At 68.9% G+C, this 21,416-nt stretch carries 18 protein-coding genes; 12 read left to right on the forward strand and 6 right to left on the reverse strand.

Annotated elements, in window-relative coordinates; genetic code table 11:
• Positions 1–2: 2 nt before the first annotated feature.
• From J3486_RS32925 to J3486_RS32940, 4 genes are all read left to right on the forward strand, one after another.
• Entirely contained in the window at positions 3–338 is a 336-nt protein-coding gene (locus J3486_RS32925; RefSeq protein ID WP_374194795.1) for a DUF4333 domain-containing protein, read from the forward strand.
• A gap of 190 nt (positions 339–528) precedes the next feature.
• On the forward strand, positions 529–816 hold the full coding sequence (locus tag J3486_RS32930; RefSeq protein ID WP_207827039.1) for a hypothetical protein: 288 nt from the start codon (positions 529–531) through the stop codon (positions 814–816).
• A gap of 19 nt (positions 817–835) precedes the next feature.
• Positions 836–2,125 (forward strand): putative T7SS-secreted protein, encoded by a 1,290-nt coding sequence (locus tag J3486_RS32935; RefSeq protein WP_207827041.1) that lies wholly within the window; start codon positions 836–838, stop codon positions 2,123–2,125.
• A gap of 36 nt (positions 2,126–2,161) precedes the next feature.
• On the forward strand, positions 2,162–2,683 hold the full coding sequence (locus J3486_RS32940) for a hypothetical protein (protein ID WP_207827044.1): 522 nt from the start codon (positions 2,162–2,164) through the stop codon (positions 2,681–2,683).
• Positions 2,684–2,692: 9 nt separating this feature from the next.
• Here the strand turns inward: J3486_RS32940 and J3486_RS32945 are convergent, their stop codons facing one another.
• From J3486_RS32945 to J3486_RS32960, 4 genes are all read right to left on the reverse strand, one after another.
• On the reverse strand, positions 2,693–3,409 hold the full coding sequence (locus tag J3486_RS32945; protein WP_207827045.1) for a hypothetical protein: 717 nt from the start codon (positions 3,407–3,409) through the stop codon (positions 2,693–2,695).
• A gap of 589 nt (positions 3,410–3,998) precedes the next feature.
• Complete coding sequence (locus J3486_RS32950; RefSeq protein ID WP_207827048.1) at positions 3,999–4,748, reverse strand: hypothetical protein; 750 nt, start codon at positions 4,746–4,748, stop codon at positions 3,999–4,001.
• Complete coding sequence (locus tag J3486_RS32955; protein WP_207827050.1) at positions 4,745–5,020, reverse strand: hypothetical protein; 276 nt, start codon at positions 5,018–5,020, stop codon at positions 4,745–4,747. The genes J3486_RS32950 and J3486_RS32955 overlap by 4 nt, the downstream gene beginning before the upstream one ends.
• An 89-nt stretch (positions 5,021–5,109) precedes the next feature.
• Positions 5,110–5,511 carry a hypothetical protein gene (locus J3486_RS32960; protein WP_374194796.1) on the reverse strand — a complete coding sequence of 134 codons (402 nt, stop codon included), beginning with the start codon at positions 5,509–5,511 and terminating at the stop codon, positions 5,110–5,112.
• A 583-nt stretch (positions 5,512–6,094) separates the two neighbouring features.
• Between J3486_RS32960 and J3486_RS32965 the strand changes: the two genes are divergently transcribed.
• The 6 genes from J3486_RS32965 (at position 6,095) to J3486_RS32990 (ending at position 12,013) form a co-directional block, all read left to right on the forward strand.
• Positions 6,095–6,544 (forward strand): hypothetical protein, encoded by a 450-nt coding sequence (locus tag J3486_RS32965; protein WP_207827052.1) that lies wholly within the window; start codon positions 6,095–6,097, stop codon positions 6,542–6,544.
• A complete protein-coding gene (locus tag J3486_RS32970) occupies positions 6,544–8,319 on the forward strand; it encodes a WXG100 family type VII secretion target (RefSeq protein WP_207827054.1) in 1,776 nt (591 codons plus the stop codon). Before J3486_RS32965 ends, J3486_RS32970 begins: the two co-directional genes overlap by 1 nt.
• A 24-nt stretch (positions 8,320–8,343) precedes the next feature.
• Positions 8,344–9,624, forward strand: coding sequence for a S8 family serine peptidase (locus tag J3486_RS32975; protein WP_229378961.1), 1,281 nt, complete (start codon positions 8,344–8,346; stop codon positions 9,622–9,624).
• Positions 9,625–9,752: 128 nt separating this feature from the next.
• Positions 9,753–10,088: a WXG100 family type VII secretion target gene (locus J3486_RS32980; protein ID WP_307805033.1), complete on the forward strand. Its 336-nt coding sequence runs from the start codon at positions 9,753–9,755 to the stop codon at positions 10,086–10,088.
• A gap of 65 nt (positions 10,089–10,153) precedes the next feature.
• Entirely contained in the window at positions 10,154–10,456 is a 303-nt protein-coding gene (locus J3486_RS32985; protein ID WP_207827065.1) for a WXG100 family type VII secretion target, read from the forward strand.
• Between the two features lie 195 nt (positions 10,457–10,651).
• Complete coding sequence (locus J3486_RS32990) at positions 10,652–12,013, forward strand: PQQ-binding-like beta-propeller repeat protein (RefSeq protein ID WP_207827066.1); 1,362 nt, start codon at positions 10,652–10,654, stop codon at positions 12,011–12,013.
• 114 nt (positions 12,014–12,127) lie between these two features.
• On the opposite strand, the gene J3486_RS32995 is transcribed toward J3486_RS32990, so the two are convergent.
• Both J3486_RS32995 and J3486_RS33000 read right to left on the reverse strand, forming a co-directional pair.
• Positions 12,128–13,120 carry a hypothetical protein gene (locus tag J3486_RS32995; protein WP_207827068.1) on the reverse strand — a complete coding sequence of 331 codons (993 nt, stop codon included), beginning with the start codon at positions 13,118–13,120 and terminating at the stop codon, positions 12,128–12,130.
• Positions 13,121–13,205: 85 nt separating this feature from the next.
• Positions 13,206–17,939 (reverse strand): DUF6531 domain-containing protein, encoded by a 4,734-nt coding sequence (locus tag J3486_RS33000; RefSeq protein WP_207827070.1) that lies wholly within the window; start codon positions 17,937–17,939, stop codon positions 13,206–13,208.
• Positions 17,940–18,089: 150 nt separating this feature from the next.
• On the opposite strand from J3486_RS33000, the gene J3486_RS33005 reads away from it, so the two are divergent.
• On the forward strand, positions 18,090–19,184 hold the full coding sequence (locus J3486_RS33005) for a serine/threonine protein kinase (RefSeq protein WP_374194797.1): 1,095 nt from the start codon (positions 18,090–18,092) through the stop codon (positions 19,182–19,184).
• A gap of 22 nt (positions 19,185–19,206) precedes the next feature.
• Positions 19,207–21,396, forward strand: a complete 2,190-nt coding sequence (locus J3486_RS33010; RefSeq protein ID WP_207827072.1) for a protein kinase — start codon at positions 19,207–19,209, stop codon at positions 21,394–21,396.
• Positions 21,397–21,416: the final 20 nt, after the last annotated feature.

Raw genomic sequence — 21,416 nt, forward strand, 5'->3', positions numbered from 1 at the left:
GTATGTCCGCAGTCACTTGGAGCCTCGCGGCCGTCACCGCCGGAGCGTTCCTCGCGGGTTGCTCGGGCTCGGTGAGCGTGGGCAGCACCGACCCCAAGATCTCCAAGGGCAAGCTCGGCGACACGGTCGCCGAGAAGCTCGCAGCCACGACCGGCCGGGCGAAGCCCGACGTCACGTGCCCCGAGGACCTCACCGGCAAGGTCGGCACGACCACCCGCTGCACGCTCACGGCGGACGACGGCAGCACGCTGGGCATCACGGTCAAGGTGACGTCGGTCAGCGGAAAGAACATCAACTTCGACATCAAGGCCGACGAAACGGCCTCTCCGGCGAAGTGACTCACCCTCAATCGGCACGCCCCCGTACAGGGTTGACGGCCGATTCGTGAAAGGCGAGTGAGAGAAGGATTCCGGGTGCGCACGCGGTGATAGCGTTCCCGGGCTCGGCGCCGTTCTGATGGTGCGGCGCCGGTGAAGTCGAGTTGAAGAGAGTGGGAGCGGGGGATTCGCCGTGGGAGTCGATCTCGGAGTGGGGCCGCAGACCTTGAAAAAGGGTGCGGGTGACCTTCTTGAAGTCCTTGAGCCGGTGAAAAAGGTCGACCTGGAAGAGCCGGGCAAGGCAGGCGACGATCTCGGTGACGAGGACGCGGCCAAGGCGCTGTCCACGTTCTGCGCCACCTGGGAGATGGGCGCCGGGTTCCTGAACGACTGTGCGGCGGAACTGGCGAGCGGCCTGAACTCGGCCGACAAGGATCTCGACGCGACGGACCAGGCGATCCGTGACGCGGTCAATTCGGTGAAGACGGACCTGGGTTAGAGGCGGGGGACGCGTAACCATGGGCGGCAACAGGCTGGGGTGGACGCACGACCCCAAGGATCTCGTTCCGGGCGATGTCGAGAAGCTGGGACAGGTCTCCACCACGCTCAACGGCTGGTCCACCAAGTTCGACGGTGTCGGGAACGGTCTGCGCGACCTGAAGATCCCCGGCTGGAAGGGCCAGGCCAGCGACGCGTTCTGGCCCACGCTCGCCAAGGAGAAGAGCAACTGGTACCTCGCCGCGGACGCCATGTCGGACGCGGCGAAGGCGATCACCTCGTACTCCACCACTCTGCACTGGGCCCAGCAGCAGGCCCAGACCGCCATCACCAAGTGGGACGGCGGGGACCATGAGGGCGCGGAGCAGGTCCTGGAAGCCGCGAAGAAGCAGCTGAAGACCGAGGCCGGCACGCTGGCGAAGAAGCTCGGGGAGCTCGCCGGCGACGGGAAGGGCAGCCCCAAGTGGCTTGCGCAGGCCAAGGACTGGGTCGAGAGCAAGCAGTGGGCCGCTGACCACTCCGTGGGCAAGACCAGCCAGAACTACTGGCAGTGGGAGAAGCAGAGGTCCCTGGTCACGGACGAGAGCCCCTGGAACCAGAACAAGGAGTGGGGCAAGGACGCCGACGGCAACTGGTTCATCAGGGACAAGTCGGCCGAGCCGGACGGCGGCGACCCGGCGGACCCGACCACGGCGGGCTCCAAGACCGACAAGACCATCAAGATCGCCGAGTGGCAGGGAAACGCCGACGTCTGGTCGGTCGGCACCTCGAAGTCGGGCACGGTGGGGGGCGTCGACCTGAAGGGCGGCATGGGTCTGTCGACGCTCGGTGTCGACGGCAGTGCCAACCTCGGCGTCGTCAACGGTCAGTTCCAGGCCGGCGCTTCGGGAACCGCATACTTGGCACAGGCCTCCGCGAAGGGCAGTGCCGAGTACGGCATCGTCGCCGCGCAGGCCGAAGGCAAGGCGTTCGTCGGTGCCGACGCCAACGCGAACGTCTCGGTCGGCAAGGACGGCGTCCATGCCGGAGCGGAGGCGTTCGCCGGGGCCAAGGCCACCGGTACCGTCTCCGGCGACGTCGGCGGTGTCGGCGCCGGTGTGACCGGCGAGGCCTGGGCCGGTGTGGGCGCGTCCGCCCATGCCGACCTGGGCATGAAGGACGGCAAGTTCACCATCGGCGGTGATGTGGGTGTGGGCCTGGGACTCGGGGGCAAGGTGTCCTTCGACGTCACGGTCGACCCCGGCAAGGTGGTCGACTCGGTCGAGGATGCCGCCGACTGGGTGGGGGACACCTGGGACTCCGTCTTCTAGCCCACGACAACGTTCATCGAAGGATTGTGATCCACCATGGCGACGACGTTGCCGATCAAGATCTCCTTTTCGCTGCCCGACGGCTGGCAGGCCGCACCGCCGGACGAGGTGGGAGCGCCGGGCGTCGCGTTCGTCGCGCTCCACCCCGCCTCGGTGGACGGCGGATTCACGGCGAACATCACCATCGCCGGAGAGATGCGCAACGACGGCGCCACGCTGTCGCAGATCGCCGACGAGTCGGTGCCGCGGCTGTCCCAGGCCGGGACCGTGCGCGTGCTGAAGAAGGCCGAAGTGGGGACGCCGGACATCCCCGGCCTGACGGACGCCCCCGGAATCGTGCAGAACCTGGTCCTGTCCACCACTTTGCACGGTGAGCCCGTGGAGCTGTGCCAGAGCCAGGTCTACCTCGGCATGGAGGACGTGAAGAATCCGTCGAAGCGCGCGCTCATCGAACTCATCCTCACCGCGAAGCGCGGCCAGCTGGACGAAGTGATCGAAGATTTCAAGGCTTTCCTGAGGACGGTCCGGCCGGCCGAGGCCGAGGAGCCCGGCGCCTGACGTCCACCGTCAGGCAGAGGTCCAGACGTGGGCCGGAATCCGGTCCAGTACGTCACAGAGGTAGCCGAGCTTCTCTTCGGCCGCCGCGGGCGACAGGGTGCCGGAGTACCAGGTGAACACCTTGTCGCCGCGCAGTGCGATCCGTGACGTCTCGGCACGGGGGTCCGACAGCAGGAAAGGCACGAGATCGCCGCTGAGGACACTTCTGGCAAACCCCTCGTCCTGGGACGCGATCCGGAATCGCTCGTCGAATTCGGATACACCGAGCTGAACCCTTGTGCGGCGATCCATCACCGAGTCCAGCATGTCCGGCCGGAAGATTTCCACGGCCGGCGCCGTGCCGGGTGTCGCCATGATGAAGACCGACTCGATGATGAGGTTCCTGCGGGCTGCGGCCTCACCGCCGGACATGGGGTTGTTGTACCGGTACTCGAAGTACTTGAAGGCGCGGCCGCGGAATTCACCGGTGGTGTAGTGCCAGGCGCTCAGATTGCTGCCGGAACCGGGGAACGGGGGCGCTCCGCAGTACTGATCGATCTCGCCGCGCACCCTCGGGGCGTAAGACCAGCCGCGCTCCGGGGCGATCCGGGCGAGATCGGCGTAATCGGCCGTGATGCGCTCACGTTCTTTACGGCCGCGCCTGGAGACGACGAAGACGACGGCGAAGATGCCCGCGACGAACGCGAAAAGGAGCACCTTCACCAGAATGCCCACCAGTTGATCCATGCCTCCACCCTAAGGCCCGCGCAGGCCAGGTGGGGACGGGCCCCAGCTTCCCGTCATCGGTCTGTGTGGGCACGGTGCCCCGGTACCAGGTGAACAGCGTGGCGGCGCCGCTGACATGGCGGTGTTCGAAGAACACAAAGGAACACCTGCGGAATTCACCCGTGGTGTGATGGCGGGCGACAAGACCCGCCCCCGGTCATTCTTCTTTCGCCCGTGGCGGGTCAGCAGGAAGACGGTGACGAAGACTCCGGCCACGAACGCGAAGAGGAGTACATTCACCACAATCTCGACGAATTGAGGCACGGCCCCACCCTGAGGGCGCGCCTGGCCCCGGCGCGAATTCCCCTTGCTGACACACATGTGCACGCACCACTGCGGCCTCGGCCGGACTTGAAGCGTGCCCAGCGTGACCGGCAGCGTGCTCTCCTTGAAGCACCCCAATTGCCCCGGAAGGCACCGTCGCACACGGTGGAGACAGAGGCGGCGGACGACCTTGCGTCTCCGGCGGGCTCGTCGTTCGAGCAGCCGGAAAGAAGCAGGAGCCCGGCCGCCGCCCCGACTGCCGACCGCAACAGGGGAATGCCCTGGCTCATGAGCGCGGCACGGCACCGCTGAGGTCCGGAGCCACCGGCAGCCTGCTCTCCTCGGTGCACCCCATGCTCTTCGCCAACTGCCCTGCCGCCGCCGCGCCGATCCGGGTGAGTTGTTCGCGGCGGGCCTTGGTGTCGGCCGGGGGAGTGCTGCCGGTCTCGGCGGTCACGCGCGCCACGACGTCATGCTTCTTCCCGAGACCGACCGGGCACCGGAAGTACACGATCGACGACGTGTCCGTCGCGTTGGCGTAGGGAGTGGCGTACGTCTGACGCCCACTGTCGGCCAGGTCGTACACCGTGGAGTCGTCGTCGCTCCGCCACTGGAGATCAGCGGACTTGAGGCGATACCAGCCCGCTGAGACCAGCAGGGTCCGGGACGGATTCCTGTCCGCGCGCTGAGTCGAGCAGAGGCGATGGGCCGTCAAGTGATGTGCGGACGTGTCGTCGGCCGTCTCGGCGGACATCGCGTCAGCCGCCTGCTCGACGGACTCGACCTTCACACCCCCCACATCAGTACTGAACTCCTTGCCCTGAAGGAGCTCTTGCAGGCTGGAGCTTCCGGCCTTCTCGAACAGCCCGTTGCAGACTCGGGCGGCCGAGGCGAGTGATGAGGGGAGCGCGGACGAAGGAGACGACGAGGCCGGCCCGTCACCGTCACCGCCGCCGGACCCACTGCACCCCGACAACACCCAGGCCATGGATGCCACGGACAGCAGGATTCCCGTTCCGCGCGTCTTGTACGTCATCGAATGCGTGACTTCCTCTTTACGGGGTCGGCAGCAGACTGCGACTCGGCGTACTGATCGAGCGCGTCGCCGAACTCGCCGGCCGTGTTCCCGATGAACTCCCGGGTCACCTGGGCGGTCACGCCCTGCCGGTCGGCCTTGTCCGCGGCACCCTTGAGCCCCTTGCGGGCCTCCTGGTCCAGCTCCTTGAGGTGCGTCAACAGCGTCGACCAGTCGCTGACGGCAGTGTCGAGTCTGCTGAAATTGGCGTGGTAGGCCGCGTCGAAGTCCATCGATGAATCCCCGTCGTAGCTGAGTTCCGGCCTGACTGCCTGACTGCCTACTTGCTGAAGCCCTCGTCGAGAGTGGAGATGCTGCTCATCTACCGCTGGATGTACGAGTCGTCGCCGGCGTGCACCTTCTTGGTGACCTGCAAATGGTTCGAGATCTGCGCGCACGCGTCCATCAGGGAGGAGAGCTGCTCGTCCCAGCGGCTCGGCACCGTCGGCAGCGCGGCTCCCAGCGCGAACCCCTGCGAGGTGAGGTCCGTCGCGGCCGAGTCGCTGGTCGTTACGGGCGTATGCGCCTTGTCCCACAGGTTGTCGTAGAGCGTATGGGCCTTGTGCGCGGTGTTCGTCAGGTCCGCGTTCTTGACGCGGAGATCCCCCGTCGAACTCGGCGTCCGCGGAGGCGTATCCCCGTCCGTCCCCATGGGCACACTGTTCAGCGCCATGCCGACCGGCTGATGTTCGGTCTTCAGCTGTTCCCACTCGTCCCAGGACACCGCAGTTCCTCCTGTGTGCGCGCATACCGCCCCGCCAAGTCGGATGCGCTTTCTGCGCAACGTAGCAATCTTGGCCAGTGATCACTTCGGTGCTGTCCGATGCGCAGGGAAAGGGAAGGCCAATATTCGGAGGGATGAGGAGTGCGTAACGTCCGCGAAAACTTGCTACGTGTGCGTCGAACGAGTCTTCCCCCTTCTTTGCTCGAAAGGGGTGGTGGACTTGGCGCGCGCCAGGTCCGGGGCGGTGGGTGGCTCGGGTGGGTGGTGACGCGGCGCGGCCGGCCCGCGCGTGAACGTTTGGTGGAGGACAGAACGGGACGCTCGACGCGAGACGGGCGGTGTACCCGCGGTCACCGGTCAGGCATGCCTGCAAAACCGAGCAGATTCGGACATAAGGGGGCCTGGCGGTTGCGGTTTCGTAACTGCCTTAACACATAGCTCGGTTGGAGCCGATGCACAGGATGACTACAGTGGTGAAGGCTCGGTCTGTGGTGGCCGGGCCGCGGCTCATGGACTGGGGCCGTGGGTAGGTACGGGGAAACGGGGAGGCGACGTCGTGATTCCGGCGGACATGGGCGGGGGCGTGTCGACAGCCGCAGCGGCGGATCTCAGGGTCGGCGCGGGGGTCCTCAAGACTTTCAAGCAGCGCGTGGACAAGATCCTTCAGGACTTCGAGGGATCGGCGGCCAGTTCGGGAAAGGTCAGCCATCAGCGCTTCGGCCGGGATGCTGTAGCGGGAAACGACACGTTCAACGAGGCTGTGGAGTTCCACACGCAGTACGACGCGATCCACGGCCGGATCACCGAACTCTCGAAGATGCTGTCGCTCCAGATAGAGGCCATGGGAATCGCGGCCCACGGGGCGGAGATCGGGTTCGGCAATCTGGAAGAGGACCAGCGGCGCCGCTTCTGGGAGATCCAGACGAAGATCGACCGTGAGGCGACCGCGGCGGACGAGCGGCGCGAGAAGCAGCAGGGCGGCGGCGAGCAGGCCCACAGCGGCGACAAGAACTACGGCGGGGGGCTGTCCTAATGAGTGGTCAGGACGACAAGCAGAAGCAACTCCCTGCGCCCGAGGAACTCGGTAACGCGGAGGACCTGACCGCGGGCCAGGTCGGCGCGGTGAACGCGACCTCGGCCGTCAGCGAGATGCTGCACAACGCGTTCGGGTTCGGTCGTTTCCGTATCCCCGGAGTCGGTAAGTCCACCGACTTCGAGGACCACGACCTCAACGTCATGCGCGCCCTGGTGGAGAACACCAAGCCCAGCCACCTGGAGGAGGCGGGCACGGCGCTGCTGAACGCCAGCAAAGCGATCAACGACGCGGCCGACGAACTTCGCCAGAACATCAAGAACGCGGGCGAGGACTGGCAGGGCGAGGCCGGTACGTCGTTCGAGCAGTGGGGCAACAACCTGGCGACCACGACGGAGTCGTTCTCCAGCTACGTGGAACTGGCGAGCGTCCAGGTCAGCGCCGCCGCCACCGGCCTCTCGTCGGTCAAGAGCTCGATGCCGCCGGCCGACACGCGCCCCGCTAGTAAGGCGATCCGGCCCGAGAAGTTCACCGAGACGCAGAAGACAGCGAACAGTGACGAGTACGCCGAGGCCGTCAAGGTCGAGGCGAACCGCCAAGAGGCCATCAACCAGATGAACCGCCTGGCGTCGTTCTACTCGGTGTCGGCGACGGGGCTCAACGCGCTGCAGTCGCAGGAGCCCACGTTTGAGGCGATGCCTAATGTGGGGGTGCCGAAGCCGGCTCCCTCCTACGGCGAGAAGCGGGTCGGCGACGGTGACGGCGGTGGCGGCAGTGGCTCCTCGGGCGGCACCTCGTCCGGGCACCACTCCAGCACGGTGGCACCGGCGCACGTCCCTGATGCGGGCAGCGCTTCTCATGTGTCTCCAGACGGCACCAAGGAGATCCACGGTTCGATCACGACCCCCGATCGCCCGGTGGGAACGAACATCGACAGTGTCGGGACGCTCCCGTCGCCGTCGGTCGACAAGCCCGTCATCACACCGCCCACGGTGACCGGTCCCGCGGGCGGCGGAAACACGAACCCGATCGCGCCGTTCCCTTCCGGGTACTCCAACTCCATGTCGCCCCGGCCCACTTCGGCGGGTGGCGGCAATCTCGGGAACCGGTCGCCCTACAGCGCGCAGGGTCGCGCGGGCGGTACCACCTCGCAGGGCCGCGGCGCGACCAACAGCCCGATGGGACGCTCGACGTCGACCGGCCAGGCGGGTGGCGGCCGCGGAGGTACCACCGGCGGGCGCTCGTCCGCCACCGGCCGGGGCATCTCCGGCGGGACTCCTCGCGCCAATGGTTCCGCGACGGGACGCAGCGGCCTGGGGAACGCGGGAGCGAACCGCGACGGCGTGTCCGGAGGGCGCCCGACCTCCAGCACGGGTGCCGCCGGAAAGAACGGCCAGCGGGTCCCGCGGGGGACGGTCGTGGGCGGCGAATCGTCCGGCGGCTCGCGTTCCGGGGCCGGCCGGGTCGGCCAGCGTGGTGTGTTCGGCGCTCCCAACTCCGAGTCCGCGAGCGCGAAGTCCGCGAATGGCGGCCGGCGCGTTCAGGGGGCTTCGGAAGCGGTGACCGGCAAGCCCACGGGGAAGGGCGCGGGGGCGCGTTCCGGACGTGGTGGATTCTCCTCGGGGGGCTCGGGGCTGGTTCGCGGCAGCAAGAACCAGAAGCCCGGTGAGCCCGAAGAGGTGGAAGGTTCGGAGAGGCCCGACTACGTGGTCGAGGACCAGGAGACCCACCTGCCAGACGACCCCCGGCGCAACCAGCCGCCGGTGATCAACTAAGCCCGAGCGAGGACGTACACCAGCATGAAGTCAGGGATCGGCCACCGAGGAACGACGCCTGCACGCGCCGCGGCGCGTGGTGCAAGACGCCTCGCTGTCGTCGGCGCAGCACTCGGGATCGTGGTCGGCCTGTCCGCCGGCCTCGCGCCGGTCGCCATGGCCGACAGCGCTCAGGCGAAGCAGTGGTATCTCGACGACATGAGCGCCGAGCAGATCTGGAAGGTGAGTACGGGCAAGGGCATCAAGGTGGCGGTGATCGACACCGGGGTCAACGCCGGTACGCCGTCACTGAAGGGTCAGGTCCTCACCGGCGAGGTGACTGGTGATGTCGCGTACCACGCCACCAAGGACTTCACGGGCCACGGCACCACGATCGCCGAGATGATCGCGGGAACCGGCGCCGGTGGCGGCATCCAGGGAATCGCTCCGGGAGCGAAGATCCTTCCCTATCGGGTACTGCTGACGAGCCTGAAGGACAAGTCCGAGCGTGAGCGAACCCCGGAGCCTGCCGAGGCGGTCAGGGCGGCAGCGGACAGCGATGCGCAGATCATCAACATGTCCATTGGGCAGGACACGCTCGACCCCGATATGAAGGCTGCGGTCAAGTACGCCTATTCCAAGGGCAAGTTGATGTTCGCCAGCGTCGGCAACGACGCGGAGAAGAAGAACCTCGTCGACTATCCGGCGGCGTATGCCGGTGTGGTGGGCGTGGCAGCGCTCGACGAATCCGGGCAGGTCGGCAAGTTCTCCGAGCACGGCGACTTCGTCGACCTTTCCGCACCTGGGCTGAAGCTCCCGTACTGGTGCGACGCGTCGTTCAAGTCCTACTGCAGTAATGGCGACGGGACGAGTTTCGCCTCGGCCTACGCTTCGGCGTCCGCGGCCCTGATCTGGGCGGACCACCCCGACTGGACCGCCAACCAGGTTCTCCGCGTGCTGATCGACACGGCGGGCCGCGACTGGCCGAAGAACAAGCCGAGCACTTACCTGGGCTACGGCGTGGTCCGGCCGGCGCGGAATCTGCTCAAGGGTGAGGGCAATCCGGGGTCCGCGAATGTGGATCCCATCACCAACCAGACGACAGAGGCGGTCGGTGCCAAGTCGGGCACGACTCCTTCCGCTTCTGCATCAGGCTCGTCACAAGCCCCGAAAACCACTTCAGGTGGCGAGACTTCAGCGGCAGGATCTTCCACGGAGTCCTCAAGCAGCAACAACACCTTGTGGATTGCTCTCGGCGCGGTCGCCGCAGTGATCGTCATCGGGGGCGGGGGAATGGCCGTGATGCGAGCTCGACGCAGCCGGTGACGTGATCCGGTACGTGACTTCTGTGCCTTACCGGATGAGGCACGGGGCAAGGCCCGTCGCTCGATGAGTGAATGGGCCGAGGCAAAGCACGAAGAAGAACAAGAGACCGAGAGAAGGGCAGGCTGATCGTGGCCGGGACGGATCAGAGGCTTGAAGATGCAGCAGTAGTCAAGCTGCAAAAGGACATGTCCGAGAAGTACGAGAACATCAAGAAGCGTGTGCACTCGCTTCAGGGTGTTATCGACGGCCTTGAGGGCCAGTGGCAGGGTATCGGTCGCGCCGAGTTCGACAAGAAGCAGTACGAGATCAATGAATCTCTCAAGAAGATCGGCGATGTTCTTGCCGAGGTCATCGACAACATGACCAAGGCGCGGAACATCAAGGACGACAGCGAAGACCAGGTCAGGGCTGCCGCGCAGAAGATCAACGTCTTCGACGGCGCTTCGTCGCTCTCCAGCTTCTAACGGCGTCGGCGCCCTCGGTGCCGACGTCAAGGATTACCTCCCCACGAAACGACGAGGAGAAGAACATGGCGAACAACGCCGATGGACTGACAGTCAGTTATGCGTCGCTGGACGCTGCGGCAGCGCAGATCAAGTCGGAGGCGAGCGCGCTCGACTCCGACCTCCAGGAGCTGCGCCAGATGGTGGTCGCGAGCCACCAGTACTGGCAGGGCGAAGCGGCCGGCGAGTTCGGCAGCAAGCTGAAGCGCTGGGACAAGGAAGCCGGGGACATCCACACGGCGCTCTCGCAGATCAGCCAGGTTGTCGCGGAGTCCCAGTCGACGTACCACAGCGGTGACAAGAGGGCGGCCGGCTTCTTCGGTAGCTGACTGGTAGGCAGCGGTATCGCAGGGTGGGCGCGCGCGGGAGGCGCCCACCTTTGCTTTGTTCTGGTTCGATGACGATGGGCCGGTCAGCGGCTGAGGAAGGGCAGAACTGCCATGACGTTTGGGCCACCGCCCTCGCCATTCACACAGTCGCGACAGGAAGCCAAGCAACGAGTTCGGCGTAAGAACGTTGTGTGGGTGGTCGGCGCTGCCCTGTTGGCCGGTGTGCTCGCGGTGACGGGGTGGGCGCTTTGGCCTGGGTCATCTGATCAGGGCAAGAACCTGGTGGGCAAGGGGGCGGCGAATCTTCCGCCAGACGCCATCAGAGAGACGGTTGAAAAGGCGCCTCAAGGAGGTGCCGGATACTTGGACACCTCGATGTTGGCGAATGGAGTGGTGCCAGGGAAGGTTGTTTCCACTCCGGGAATGTGGGCCACTTCGAAGACTCTCGTGAAGAGCAGAGGGACTTCGCTTGTAGGTATCAAAGTTGGCTCGGATCGCGAAGCGTGGAAAGCCGTGCTGCCGGGAGAGATCTGTGCCACTACCCCGTACGTCACTGTCGATGGCCGTACGGCGATTGTCTATAAGGGGTCGAAAGGGGAAAGCTGTAATCGCCTCTCGATGTTCAACGTCGACAGCGGAAAGCAGCTCTGGTGGACCACTATTCCTTGGCGAGAGCCGCCGAGCGGAGTGTCGACGACTGTCACCATGACCCGAGGAGTGGTTGTCTCCTCATGGTGGTTCGGATCGGTGGCTGTGGACATGAAGTCAGGGAAACGGCTGTGGCGCCACACAGAGGAGGGCAAGTGTCGCGATACGCAGATGGCAGGTGGAAAGGCTCTTGCTGTCGTCGTCAACTGCCCGGGGGCCAGGGCGGTTGACAAGAGGAAGTTTCAACTCCGTGAGCTGAATCCTCGTAACGGTGAGGTGCAGTGGACGTATGCAGTGGCTGCGGGGGTCAACTATCCATACGTAGTATCAAGCAAGCCAGCCGTATTGGCGGTGGCGGCAGGGTCTACGCAAGTAAGCGACTTGATTTCCCTGGATGAGAACGGAAAGTACCGCGCGACCGTGCGACTGGAGGGGGATCACTACAAGGTCGACTGTTCCGCGGAGCGTGGTGATGGTTGTGCGGGGGCGCTTGTCTCCGACGACCAAGTCTTCGTATCGAGCGGCGAGAACACCGGAAAGTTCTCCTATGAAACGAACTGGATCGTGGGGTTCAGTCTGGCTACGGGGAAGAGCGGCGTGAAGTTCGACGCAGGGCCAGGGCAACTGCTGCACCTCGTTCGCATGAGTGGCCATCACGTTCTTGCGATCAAGGAAGGGTTGGACGGGGTGGCGCCGATGTCTCTGGTGAGCCTCGACCCTGCGACGGGCAAGGAGCGCGCGTACTTCTACTTCAACATTCCCAGTGACAGTGGTGCGGCCACCCGTCCGGGAAGCGTGGTGGTGGAAGACGGTCGCCTCTACATGGGCAACGACGACATCAAAGGCAGCGGCAAGAAGGAGCTCCCCGACGCTCGTTGGATGGCTTATGAGGTCGCGCCCGCCGCATGACGCCCAACCTCCGTCCCCGGCGAAGCCGAGGGACATAGGAGGGTCAACTCCTTGTGTGTGAGGGCACGCTCTGGCCTGGCCGGGGCTTGCTTGAAACACGACTCGGAGAAGGCTTCACTGCCCGACAAGCCGATGCGGATGCCGCGGGTCCCGTGGGCAGATCGTGATCGTGAGGCGGCCCCGGCCGGGGGAGACGTGGGTGGGGGTGGAGGCTGCCCTCGTGTGGTGGTCGGGCTCGTCCTCGTACGGGATCCAGCTTGTCGTGCTGGAGTCCCACTCGGTGGCGGCCGCCGTGAGCAGCGGCGTGAGTTCGGTGCCGCAGGTGGAGCAGGTCAGCCGGGCGGGGCCCGTGAGGTTCCAGGCGATGTAACCGCCGACCTTCCAGCCCGGTGCCGTGGACAGGTCGGACACGTAGGTGTCGCCCTCGTCGTCGGGGCCGTCCCAGGCTGCGATCCGGTCCTGGAGAGCGGGGTCGAGTTCCTCGAACCAGGGGTATTCGACGACCTCCTCGGGGTGCAGGACGCACGGGCTCGGGACGAGTTCCTTGCGGCCGACGACTTCGGGGGACGGCTGCTCGGACAGGGGTGCGGTGACGTCCCCGGACCGGCGCCACCGCAGGTGCACCAGCGGCTCGTGGCGGGTCTCGCCGTGCCGTTCGAAACCGCACCAGAACACCTGGAGCAGATCGCCTTCGCCGGTGTCGGGCAGGCCGGGGACGTCGCGGCGGTAGAGCTGGGCGACCGCCAGCAGCGGGATGGGGTCGGTGTCGGTCAGGTGCGGGGCGTGCCGGCCGCGCTTGAAGCCGATCAGTTCCTCGCGGTCCTCCGCGGTCGGACCCGAACGCGGATCACGCTGCCACGCCTCCCGCAGGATCTCCCGCTCGCGCAGCACCTCGGCGTACCGGAAGCCGCTGGAACGCTTGTGCGCGACGGTACAGACCGGCCACGGCTCGTCCGCGGGCCACAGCAGCGGGCCGCCGACCGAGCTGTCCCGGGCCGTGGGCGCGCCGGGTCGCGGGTGCAGCCGGGTCGTCGTGCGGCGCAGCGCGCCCAGTTCCGGGAAGAGCGTCGTGACGTCGACGGGGCGGGGCGGCGTGGTCCGGGTCATCGGGTGGGGCTCCAGAGGGAGGCGGCGGATGGGCGCGGAGGGACTCTACCTAGTGCGTTTCCCGCGCAACGCGGGATGACCGGGGTCAGGGGCGCCAACCAGGGATGGCGGTGCGCACGCCAGCGGCCGGGTTGTCGAGCCAGCCGGTCAGCTCGAACCCCTGGTTTCCGTACGCGGTGTACTCGAGCCGGATGGGGATCGGGTTCGTGCCCTCATAGATCGGCTTGATGTCGTACTGGACCACCTCGCCCCGGTCCACCGCGTCGAAGATCTGGCCCTCCACCAGGTCGCGCTGGTACGGGCTGTTGTACGGGTCCTGGGTCTGGGTCACCAGGTTGTGCCGGGCGTTGTGGTGCTTGCCCGCTCCGCCGAGGCGGTCGGCGAGGAGGTGGCCGCGGGCCTCGTTGAACGCCGTGCCGTGTCCGCGCCAGCCGGGCGGGGTGAGCGAGCCGGCGGGGCTGCCCGAACGCAGCATCTCCGGCCGGATGCACGCCGACACCCCGGTCGGCCGGCCGAGGTGGTCCAGGGGGCGGTAACGGATGCTGCCGCCCCGGCCGTTGCTGCCCTGGGTCCACTCGTAGTGGTCCTTGCGGCAGGGGGCGAGGCCGACGGGGTCCGACAGGACGAAGGGGTTGCTGACGTAGGCGACCGGGTTGGGGGCCGGGAGCAGGCCCAGCGGGTCGGGGCTGACGTACCGCGCGGTCTCGGGGTCGTAGTGCCGGAAGTAGTTGGAGAACAGGCCGGTCTCGGGGTCGGCGTACTGGCCGGGCCGGCGCAGCGGCGTGTGGGCCGTGGCGTCCGGGTTGACCGCGGTGGTGCCCCAGACCGTGGTGCGGGAGCGCCAGGTGATGGTGCCGTCCTGGTCCACCAGCTCCGTGGGTGTGCCGACGAGGTCCGAGACGATGGCGAAGAAGCGGGAGTCGACCTCCGTGTCGGACAGCCGCTTGCGCTCGTACTGGACGAGCGGCCGGAACCCGTCGTGGTCCCAGGTGAGCGTGGTGTCGGTGGCGGTGTCCCGCTGCTCGGCGAGGCGGCTGCCGTCCCAGGTGAAACGCACCTCGTCGACGGCCGAACCGGCCTCGTCCAGGCGGTACTTGGCGGTGCGGCGGCCCAGCGGGTCGTACCGGCAGTGCCAGGTGGCGCCGTCGGGCGTCGTGCAGGAGGTGAGCCGGTTCTCGGCGTCCCAGGCGTAGTGCCACACGTCCGGCTTCCGGGACAGCCGCTTCTTGACGCGCTCCACCAGGCGGCCCGCGTCGTCGTAGCGGTAGTGGGTGTCTCCCGCGCGGATGAGGCGGGTGCCGGTGTACTCCCGTGCGCCGCGCGCGGCGGGATCCGCGGCGCGCTCCGGCCAGGCGGCGTCCGTCTGGTTGCCGGACGCGTCGTAACCGTAGGACTCCTGCCGTCCGGCCGAGCCCAGAGCGGCCAGCGGGCGGCCGACCGGGTCGAGGGTGTAGCCGGTGCGGCGGCCGGTGACGGTCTCGTCGACGGCCGTCGGGCAGCCGTCCGCCCGGTACGTGTACGCGCGCGAGCGGACACGCCGGCCGGAACCCGTCGTGACGCTCTGCCCGGTGAGCAGGTCCTCCGCGTCCCACTCGGAGGAGAAGCGCAGCTGTTCGTTCAGGGTGCGCCCGGTCTCACGGCCCAGCAGATCGTGGGCGAAGGCCAGAGTGTGCCGGCCGTCGACGGTGAGGGCGGTCCGGTTGCCGACCTCGTCCCAGGCGGAGTCGGTCCGCGCCCCGGTGGGGGTCGTGCGCGAGATCCGGCGGCCCGCCCGGTCGTAGTCGAGCCGGAGGGTGGCGCCGTCCACGGTCTCGGTGAGCAGCCGGCCGGCCACGTCGTAGGTGAACTCGACGGCGGCGTCCGGGTTTTCGGCCCCGACCAGGCGGGATGCCGCGTCGTACGTGAACAGGGTGCGCGCGGTCGCGGCGGTCTTCGCGGTGAGCCTGCCGTTGGCGTCGAACTCGTAGCCGACCTCCTGACCGGCCGCGTTGGTACGCGTGACCAGCCGCCCCGACGCGTCGTAGGCGCATCGGGCGGTGCGCCCGTCGAAGTCCGTCTCGGCGAGCACGCGGCCCACGGGGTCGTACGTGTACGACCACGTCAGCCCGGTCGGGCCGACGACGCGCAGCAGGCGCTGCTCCGTGTCGTGGACGAAGGTGTGCGTGGCGCCGTCCGGTGTCGTCCGCTCGGCGAGCAGGCCGAACGGCCCGAAGACGGACCGGGTGACGCCGCCGAGCGGGTCCGTGTGGCGTACGCAGTTGTCCTCCCCGTCCCACTCCCAGCTCTCGCGGTGCCCGCCGGGCGCGGTGCGGCTCAGCAGCCGGCCCTCGGCGTCCCAGACCATCCGCGTCGTGCGGCCGAGTGCGTCCGTCAGCTCGACGGGCTGCCCGAAGGCGTCGCGGCGGCACACCGTGCGGGCGCCCCGGGCGTCCCGGACGGCTACCGGCAGTCCGGCCGCGTCGTGTTCGAGGTGCAGGGTCGCGCCGAGCGGGTCGGTGATGCCCGCGACGGCGCCCGTGGCGTGGTGCGTGAAGGTGTGCGCGGTGCCGTCCGGGCCGATCACCGCGGTCCGGTTGCCCCGCTCGTCGTACTCCTGGCGGGTCGTGGCGCCGTCGGGACCGGTGAGCGAGACCGGCAGATGCAGGGTGTTGTAGCCGAGCCGGGTGGCGGCGCCGTCCGGGGCGGTGACCGAGGTCAGGTCACCGGCCTCGTCCCACTCCCACCGGGTGGTGCGCCCCAGGGGGTCGGTGTGGGAGACGAGCCGGTCGTGCCGGTCCCACTGCTGGGTGCTGGTGTGTCCGAGCGGGTCCGTGATGGCGACGATCTGGCCGTGGTGGTTGGCCCGGTAGACGGTGGCGTGCCCGAGCGAGTCGGTGTACGTGACCGTGCTGGTGCCGTCGGACTCCTGACCGCCGTACGTGAGCGAGGAGTTGAGGATGCCGTCGGTGCCGCGGGTCTCCACGACCCGGCCTGCGGCGTCGTACGTATAGGTGAACGTGGTGTCGGCGGAGTCCTGCCAGCCGGTGACGCGGTGCGCGTCGTCATAGGTGAAGCGGGTCACGGCGTCGACCGCGGTGACCACGTCGGCCAGGTTCCCGGCGTCGTCGTAGCGGAAGGAACGTATCCGGACCGGACCGTCCCCGGTGAGCACCGAGAGGGCGGTGACGCGCGCGGTGTCCGGCTCGGTGTCGACGCGGACGTGGTAGCCGCCGCCGTGGGTGACGGTGAGCGGGATGCCGTGCTCGTCGCGCTCCACGGTGAGGGTGTTGCCGTTGCGGTCCTCGACACAGACCAGCCACCACAGTCCGTCCTCGCCGGAGTTCCGCTCGAACTGCCGGGCGACACCGGTGCGTTGGTCCTGCACGGTCAGGACGTAGCTGCTGTCGCGGGTGACGTAGGTGAGGGAGAGCGGCTCGCCCTCGGCGGGTCCGACCCGGTCGCCGGGCAGATCGGGCAGGCGCGGGTAGGCGAGCGCGGAGCCGTCCTCCCGATGCCACCAGAATCCGCCGAGCGCCTCGTCCTGCTCCAGGCGTTCGTCGAGGGTGCAGGCCCACGAGGGGCCGAAGGAGCGGCCTTCGCCGTAGCCGGAGAGGTGGGTGCGGTTCAGGACCAGGGGCAGGGTGCCGGGCAGCGCGAGGTCGGTCTGGGCGAGGATCATCTGGCCGTTGGCCATGTCGATCGGGTCGCCGCAGGTCTCCTTGTTCTTCAACGCGCGCGCCCGCTGCGCCAGTTGGGCCGAGTCGATCTTCAGCTTGTCGCGGAGCCGCCGCCCGCGGCCGTTGTCGTCGGCCGCCGCGCCGCTGCCGCCCTTGCCGCCGTCCTTGCCCTTGCCGCCGTTGATGGCGTCGAGCTTGCTGCGGACGTCGTGGTCGCGGTTCCTGTGTTCGCGGGAGGCGGCCTTGGTGCGCTCGGGGACGGTGTCGGTGATGTGCTTGCTGATCTTCTTCAGGGCCTTCTCCGAGCCCTTGATCGCACCGTGCAGCACATTGTCGAAGACCTGCGTGAACGGATCGCGGCCCTTGCTGCGGCCGAAGGCGCCCTTGACGCGGCCCAGCGGGTTCGAGGCGGCGGTGTGCATCTCGCCGCCGCGGCGGGAGACCTTGCCCGCGCCCTCCTCGAACTCGGTGTGGTCGATGCGGGTGACCTTGCCGCCCCCGCCACCGGATCCTCCGGCGGAGGCGAGCTGCATACTGCCGTGCTTGCCGCCGTGACCGTCGTGGGCGGACCCCTCGCCCGAGGGCATGGAGAAGGCGCCCTCGGCGAGGTCGAGGACCATGTCCTCGACCATCGACTCCAGTTTGGCGTTGACCGGCTCGGTGACCTTGGCGATGACCTCGTCGACGATGCGGTCGACGGCCTCGTCGATGATGCGCTTGACGACCTGGCGCATCGCGGCGATCTCGGCGGCGCCGAGCACGGCGGACAGTCCGCCGGTCACCCACGCGAGACCGATGGACAGGCCCACCGACCCTGCCATGACGGCGAGTTCGGCCTCGGCCTTGGTCTTCATCCAGAAGATGATCTCGGCGAGGGCGTCGCAGGCGTCCGCGAACAGACGGGCCAGCTCCGGGAGTTTCTCCAGATGACTGGCCTTGACCTGGTTCCAGTGCTGCTCCATGGCGTCCACGGCCCAGCCCTCGGAGGAAGACAGGATCCGGGAGAAGGCCAGATGGGCCTCGGCGCCGTGGCCCTCGAACTGGTCGGCGAACTCCCGCATGGCGTCGGCCATTTCGCGGTAGTCGTCCTCGTCCACGTTCGGGAAGTTGATCCCGATGAAGTCGAGCACCTCGTCCAGCCAGCCCGGAATCGTGTAGCCCATCCCCCGTGTGCCCTCCGTCGTTCGACATTCCGTCAGTCGCGTGGACGTTCGATGTTAGTGGGGTGGTTGCAGGTGGATGGAGGGCGCAAGCGTCTGGAGTGCCTCTAGTAGGCTCGCGGCGCTTGTGTCGTATCGGGGGAGTGGTTGCACGTGCAGAGGGCCGAGGGAGTCGGCGGCGCTGTCGAGGTGGGTGCCGGGTGCGGGCGTGGGGCGCGGCAGGTCGGGCCGTACCAGGTCCTCACCACGATCGACCCGGGACGCCGGGGCGGCGGTGACCGCACCGTGCCCGCCGCCCGCTTCATCGCCCGCACCCCCGGCGGCGACCGCACCGTCCTCCTCAGCACGCCCGCGCCCGGCGTCGACCCGCACCGCTTCATGGCCGAGGCCGACGCCGCCCGCTATCTGCTGGGGACCTGGACCCTGCCCACCGTCGAACTCGCGCCGCCCGGTGAGCCGGCCTGGCACGCCCGCCCGTATCTGCCCGTGCTGCCGCTGCCCGCCGCGCTCGCCGTGCACGGCGGACCGTTGCCGGAGCGAACGGTGTGCGCGCTCGGGGCCGCGCTCGCCGAGACGCTGGCCGTCGTCCACGGGCAGAACCTCGTGCACGCGGGCGTCTGCCCGGCCGCCGTACTGATCACCTTCGACGGGCCCCGGCTCGACTGCTTCGGTGGGGTCCGCGCCGCCGCGGCCGACGGCGACGTACGGCGCGGCCTGCCTGGCGTCGACGACACGGCGCTGGCGCCCGAACAGGCGGCGGGCGGGCTGCCCCGGCCGCTCGGCGACGTCTACGCCCTGGGCGCCACGCTCGCCTACGCTGCCACCGGCCATCCCGTGCCCGAACGCGACGAACTCCCGCCCGGCCTGCGGTCGCTGGTCGCCAGGTGCCTGTCCCGGGACCCGGCCCAGCGCCCTCAACTGGTCGACGTGGTGGCCGAGTTGAGCGATGCGGGGCAGGAGGGTCCGGCCGCGGCACGGCAGCCCGCCGGATTCGGCGCCGCGGACCGTGCCTCCGCGCTGCTCGCGCCCGGCTGGCTGCCGGCCCGGCTCGTCGCGGCGCTGGCGCATCAGGCGGCGTCGGTGCTCGACGCCGACGTGCCGCAGCCCGCGCCCCAGCCCCAGCCCTCCCAGGCCCCACTCACCCCACCGGCTCCACTTACCCCACCCGCCGCGCACACCCCACCCGCCGTACACGCCCCACCCGCCGCGCACACCCCGCACACCCCTCACCCCCCTCACGCCTTCTGATATCGAGAGCCCGCCCCGACTCATGCCTGCAGCCCTCGCCCACGACGATCCCGTCGCCCTCGGCCCGTACCGTCTCGTCGCCCGCCTCGGCAGTGGCGGCATGGGCACCGTGTACGTCGCGCGCGGCGCGGGCGGGCGGACGGTCGCGCTCAAGACCATGCACGCCTCCGTCGCCGCCGATCCCGCGGGGCGGACCCGGTTCCGCCTGGAGATCGACGCCGCGCGGGTCATCGGCGGGCGGTTCGGCGCGAAGGTCGTCGACGCGGATCCGTACGCCGAGACGCCGTGGCTCGCCACCGAGTACGTGCTCGGGCCGCCCCTCGACGAAGCGGTGGAGGCCGCCGGGCCCCTGCCCGAACGGGCCGTCCGGGCGCTCGGGGCCGCCCTGTGCTCGGCGCTCGGACAACTCCACCGCAGCGACGTCGTGCACCGCGACCTCAAGCCGTCCAACATCCTCGTCACCGCGTACGGCCCCAAGGTCATCGACTTCGGCATCGCGCGGGCCATCGGCGACGACCACCTCACCCGCACCGGTTCCGCCGTCGGCACGCCCGCCTTCATGTCCCCGGAACAGGCGACAGGCCAGGAACACACGGCCGCCGGCGACGTGTTCGCACTGGCCGGGGTGCTGGTGTACGCGGCGCGGGGGAGCGGGGCGTTCGGGAGTGGGCAGGCGGCCGATCTGCTGTATCGGGTGCGGTACGGGGAGGCGGATCTCGCCGGGGTGCCGGACGCGCTGGTTCCCGTACTGGCGCGGTGCCTGAGCAAGGACCCGGTGCTGCGCCCGACCACGGAGCAGCTTGCCGCCCAACTGCACGACGGTGGTGGGGAGTTCGCGGATCATCTGCCCGACGCGCTGCTCGGCGACATCGGGCGGCGGGCTGTCGACGTGTGGGGGATCGTGCCGCAGCGGGCGCCCGCGCCCGCTCCGCCGCCGGACCCCGGGGCGCGGCCGGCGAGCGCGGCCGGCCCGTCGCGACGGCGGTTCCTCTCCCTCGGCGGCGGTGTGCTCGCGCTCGGTGCCGCGGCCGGCACCGCGGTCTGGTGGAAGAACCGGGACCCGGCGCGGGGCGAGCCCACGGGCGGCTCGGCCGTCGGCACCCGCAACCTGGAACAGCTGTGGATGGACAGCGGCTGGCGGGAGACCAGCGACAGCGCCCCCGTCGCCGCGTACCCCCTCGGTGACAAGGTCGTCGTCGCCCGCGGCATCCCCGGGGCCGCCGCGCTCGACGCGGCGAGCGGGAAGCGGGTGTGGGAGTCCGATCCCACCCTGCACAGCTGGCAGTTGACCGTCGCGGACGGCACGCTCTACGGGCTGCGGGTGACCGATCCGACCACGTCCAAGGCCGCGGCGAACGGCACGGACTGCGTCGTGCAGCGCATCGACCCGAAGACAGGCAGGGCCAGGAACACGGCCGCCCGGCTCACCGCGACGAACGATCAGATCGTCGGGAACCAGCTGCTGTGCGTCGCCGACGGCGTCGCCTACGTGGCCGCGGGGCACGGTCTCACCTCGTCCACGGACCTCGACGCGAGAACGACATGGACGCTGCGCGCCGTCGACTGCGCCGACGGGAGACAAAGATGGTCGCGGCCCCTCCCGAAGCGGATCGTCGACAGCGAACTGCTCCAGTTCCTCTCCGCGAAGGTCGTCGGCGACTGTCTGGTCACCATCGAGGAGCCCGAGTCGGGAGAGCTGTATCTCGCGGCCCGCGAACTGCGCGACGGCTCCACCCGGTGGCGCGTCTCGTACTCCCCGGGCCTCATCGCACCGATGCGCAGTTCCCTTGCGACCGACGCCACGCATGTGTACATCGGCGGACGGCGGCTGCGGGCGGTGTGCCTGAGGGACGGGAAAGAGGACTGGAACACCCCGTCCGGCACCCGCTACGGCCCGCCCACCCTCGTCTCGGGCGTCCTCTACGCCGTCGGGGAGAACATCGGGCTCGCCGCGTACGACGCGGCCACGGGCCGCAAGCTGTGGACCGAGAAGGGCGGCACCGCGGACGAACAGGCGCGGTCCTGGCAGCCGGTGATCGGCAAGAGCCGGGGCTACTACCGCAACCGCGCGCTGCTGCGGGCCGTCGACCTCTCCACGCACACCGTCGCCGCCACGTACCAGACGGACGCCGACCGCTTCTACGCGGTTCCGCAGGCCCGGCGCATCATCGCCGCGGGGGAGAACACGCTCAGCCTCTATCCCCTGAAGTGAGCGGGGCGCCTTCGGCCCGT

This window comes from Streptomyces sp. VRA16 Mangrove soil (assembly GCF_017377775.1).
In the GTDB taxonomy this organism is placed as follows: Bacteria; Actinomycetota; Actinomycetes; order Streptomycetales; family Streptomycetaceae; genus Streptomyces.